General features: G+C 69.9%; 4 protein-coding genes. 3 read left to right on the top strand and 1 reads right to left on the bottom strand.

From position 1 onward, the window contains the following. Window positions 1-95 precede the first annotated feature (95 nt). The gene (locus ACWGIU_RS33395; RefSeq protein ID WP_453711854.1) at window positions 96-599 is read right to left on the bottom strand and encodes an SRPBCC family protein; all 504 of its coding nucleotides are present in this window, start codon (window positions 597-599) and stop codon (window positions 96-98) included. Window positions 600-842: 243 nt separating this feature from the next. On the opposite strand from ACWGIU_RS33395, the gene ACWGIU_RS33390 reads away from it, so the two are divergent. From ACWGIU_RS33390 to ACWGIU_RS33380, 3 genes are all read left to right on the top strand, one after another. Further along, entirely contained in the window at window positions 843-1,508 is a 666-nt protein-coding gene (locus ACWGIU_RS33390; protein ID WP_453711853.1) for a glyoxalase, read from the top strand. A 135-nt stretch (window positions 1,509-1,643) separates the two neighbouring features. Continuing rightward, window positions 1,644-2,063, top strand: coding sequence for a DoxX family protein (locus ACWGIU_RS33385; RefSeq protein ID WP_453711852.1), 420 nt, complete (start codon window positions 1,644-1,646; stop codon window positions 2,061-2,063). Window positions 2,064-2,940: 877 nt separating this feature from the next. Continuing rightward, a complete protein-coding gene (locus ACWGIU_RS33380) occupies window positions 2,941-3,294 on the top strand; it encodes a PRC-barrel domain-containing protein (protein ID WP_453711851.1) in 354 nt (117 codons plus the stop codon). Window positions 3,295-3,323 lie beyond the last annotated feature (29 nt).

Raw genomic sequence — 3,323 nt, 5'->3', positions numbered from 1 at the left:
GGGGGGGGGGGGGGGGGGGCGGGGTCGCGCGGGGCCGCGGGCGGGGCCCGCGGGGCCCGCCGCGGGGGCCGGGTCCGGGCTCGCCGGGGCACGCCTCAGCCCGCGCCCGCCTCCTGCTCCGCCTCCGGCAGCGGGGCCCCGGTCTCCAGCAGGGTCTTGAGGCTGGACGCGAGCATCGGCCAGGCCCGTCCGCACATGCCGATGAGGGTGCCGCCCGGTTGGAAGTCCTCGTGCAGGATGGTCAGCCGCGCGAGGGTGTCGCCGACGGGCTCGATCTCGTACGTCACCTTCGTACGGCGCTCCTTCGCCAGTTCGGCCCGCAGGTCCTCACCGATCCCGACCGCGGCCGCCCACTGCGGGGTGAAGGTGTGCCACGTGTAGGAGAGCAGGCGGTCCGGGACGCAGTCGAGAACCACTTGTTCGGGGTCGCTGGTACGGGCCCCCCGCTCGACCCAGGCCATCGGCGAGCCCACCGCCCAGTCGGTCTCGAAGCTCAGGCCCCAGTACCGGCGGGTGAAGGCGGGCTCGGTGAGGGCCTGCCAGACCCTGGCGGGATCGGCCTGGATGTACAGGGTGTAGGTGATCGCGCTGTCGCTCATGGCCCCATGCTGCGGGACCGCGGACCTCGGACGCCGGATTTCCCGATCACGCGGTGGTCGCGGGGCGGGCCGTGCGCGCTTCCTACCCCGGTCGTGAGCCGCCCGGACCGCGGTCAGGACACGTGGAAGGTTGGTTCACACAGCCCGAGGCCGTGTCGTCGAAGTGGCGCCGGTCGGACCCGCGGGCGTTGCAAGACCGGTCAGGAATCGAGAAGCCCCGGCCGCCGCGCAGCCCCTAGCGTGATGGTCATGGCAACCACGAGCTCCACCGCAGCCCACACATCCCTCGCGTCCGTCACTCTTGAGGTGGCCGACCCCGAGGCCGCTCGCCGCTTCTACAGCGCCTTCGGCATGGACACGTACGTACGCCTGCGGCCGTCCGAGACCCACTCCACCGGATTCCGCGGCTTCACCCTCGCGCTCACGGTGGCCGGGCCGGCGACCGTCGACAGCTTCGTCGGCGCCGCCGCGGACGCCGGCGCCACGGTGCTGAAGCCCGCCGCGAAGTCGCTGTGGGGCTACGGCGGCGTCGTCCGGACCCCGGACGGAACGATCTGGAAGATCGCGACCTCGGCGAAGAAGGACACCGGCCCCGCCACCCGCGAGATCGACGAGGTCGTCCTGCTGATGGGCGTCGAGGACGTGAAGGCCACCAAGCAGTTCTACATCGGCCGGGGACTGACCGTGGCCAAGAGCTTCGGTGGCAAGTACGCGGAGTTCGCTCCCGGCCAGTCCAGCCCCATCAAGCTGGCGCTGTACAAGCGCCGTGCCCTTGCCAAGGACCTCGGCGTCCCCGCCGACGGCACCGGCTCGCACCGCATCGTCCTCGGCAGCACCGCCGAGGCCTTCACCGACCCGGACGGGTTCTCCTGGGAGGCGGCTGCGTCGCTCGCCCCCCGCCTGTCCTGACCGCCGGCCCTGTCGTACCGATCGGCCGGCGAACAGGCGCCGATGCGGCATCCGGGCCCGAAAGCAAAGAGTCCGACGGCACCGCAATCGCCGTGCGGAGGCCTGACCCTGCCCCGTTCTTCCGAAGGGACAAGCATGTCGAAGCGACTCATGACCGGTCTGTACTGGTTCCTGGCCTTTGAGTTCGCGCTGGGCGCGGTGACCAAGTACTGGCCGGGTGACACGATTTTCAGCTCGGCGTACTCCGCGAAGTTCGTCGACTGGGGTTACCCGGCCTGGATGCGCTTCGTGGTCGGTGCCCTGGAAGGTGCAGCCGCCGTCCTGCTGGTGATCCCCGACAAGCGCACACGCTTCCTGGGTGCCACGGCGCTGATGTTCGTGCTCACCGGCGCGGTCACCACCCACGTCGTCAACCACGACCCGGCGGTGGAGAGCTGGGCCGCGCCGACCCACCTTCTCCTCATGGGCATCCTGGCGCTGGCCAATTGGCCTGCCGACTGGCGAGACCTCCTGCGGGCTCCACTCGCGCCGACGGTCCGAATACCACGCCCATGAGACGACACGACACGGGTGCAGCACCTTGAAGGGAACCCCTGAGCCGCACCGAAGCGCGGCGGAAGGCTCCGAGGGGCTTCAGCCGAACGGTCTTCCCCACAGGCACGGGTCGGGCCCGGGGACAGGCCCTTCTCAAGCGAGGGTGACCTCGCGGGTACCGAGCAGGCCCTACGGGGAGAGCGCCCGCTCCGAGCCGAAGAGCCCCGACCAGCCGGGGGGGGTGGGCCGGCCGGGGCCTGCCCCAGTCGGCGGGGGGGGGGTGCCGACCGGGGGCATGCGGGGCGGAGCCACAAGGGACGTCACGTCACCGTGGATCCCCGACTCCAGCTGAACGATCCTCGCAGGCAAACACCCGCCAGACCTGCCGGACACGCACCCTGGCGCGGATACCGCGCGCACGGACCGCCCCCGAGTGGCAGGCCCGGACCGTCGGCGGCGGCGGCGAGGTGGCCTGCGGTGGCGAAGGCGCTGCCTTCCCCGACGTCGATCAGGATGCGGGCCGCGGTCGAGGGACGCCCGCCGCAATCATTCACGAACGGACGTGGCATGAAGCGTGCTTTCCGTCTCAGCTGAGCCTCGTCGGTTCGCCGGCGGACCGACGGACCGCCCGAGGCCGTAATCAACTACCGGTGGCAAACTCCCCTACCGTGCAGGTCTACCCCTTCATTGCCTGCCTCCCACGAGTCCCACGTCTTCCAACCGGTGCTACTGCGGCACCTATGTCCTCGGACTTCCGGGCTACCACTCGACGCGTCCGGTGCACCGGGCAAGGGGGCGATTACCCGAAGGGGGGTGCCCGAGTCGCAGACCGGCAAACACAGTCGTACGTTCAGTGACGAACTCCGAGGACGTGACATCCCATGCGGAAGGATCGGCTGTGACTGAATTCGACATCTGGGGCTACCGACCGGACACCGGGTACCAGCGGGGCACCGACATCGTCGGCTACAAGGTCGAGGCCAAGGACGGCAGCATCGGTAAGATCAGCAAGCACTCCGAGGAAGTCGGCGCTTCGTACCTCGTCGTCGACACCGGGGTGTGGATCTTCGGCAAGCACGTGCTGCTGCCCGCCGGGACGATCAACATGATCGACACGGTCGAGGAGAAGGTCTACGTCGACCGGACCAAGGAGCAGATCAAGGACGCCCCCGAATTCGACGAGGCCAAGCACGGCGGCGACCCGACCTACCTGGAACAGTTCGCCCGGTACTACAACATGCCGCACATGTAGCGCGTGCGTACGCATGTGAGGGGCCACAC

The sequence above is a fragment of the Streptomyces sp. NPDC054840 genome, from assembly GCF_053611065.1.
The sequence above is the reverse complement of the archived record's forward strand: the minus strand, read 5'-3'. Positions and strand labels throughout refer to the sequence as shown.

Coding starts and splice junctions, on each gene's coding strand:
- ACWGIU_RS33395 (WP_453711854.1), bottom strand. CDS start 599: ATGAGCGACAGCGCGATCACCTACACCCTGTACATCCAGGCCGATCCC.
- ACWGIU_RS33390 (WP_453711853.1), top strand. CDS start 843: ATGGTCATGGCAACCACGAGCTCCACCGCAGCCCACACATCCCTCGCG.
- ACWGIU_RS33385 (WP_453711852.1), top strand. CDS start 1,644: ATGTCGAAGCGACTCATGACCGGTCTGTACTGGTTCCTGGCCTTTGAG.